The 285-nt window shown below is 65.6% G+C and carries 1 protein-coding gene; it reads right to left on the bottom strand.

Translation table 11 applies throughout. The features are described from left to right. A partial coding sequence (locus EN786_RS37310) for a helix-turn-helix domain-containing protein (protein WP_135910227.1) occupies window positions 1–285 on the bottom strand: 285 nt, incomplete at both ends.

Here is a 285-nt window from a genome sequence, read left to right as displayed (position 1 = left end):
GTCGAGCAGCACCTGGTGCAGCGTCGGATGGACGCTGTGCGCTCCGATCATGCCGCGCACCAGCTCGCGCGCGAACTGCCTGAGCGGCTTCTGGTCGGCCGCCGCTTCGCTGATCACCGACAGCACATGATCGAAGTGACGGCGCCGGATTGCCTCGACCAGAGCGAGCTTGTCGGGAAAATATTGATAGAGCGAGCCGATGCTGACGCCGGCGGCCTCCGCCACCTTGTTGGTGGAAAAGCCCGCCCAGCCGAGCTCGCTCAGAACGCGAGCACCGGCCTCGAT

The organism is Mesorhizobium sp. M4B.F.Ca.ET.143.01.1.1 (assembly GCF_004792275.1).
Lineage (GTDB): Bacteria > Pseudomonadota > Alphaproteobacteria > Rhizobiales > Rhizobiaceae > Mesorhizobium > Mesorhizobium abyssinicae.
Note: the sequence above shows the minus strand (reverse complement) of the source record. Positions and strands in the feature narration are given on the sequence as shown.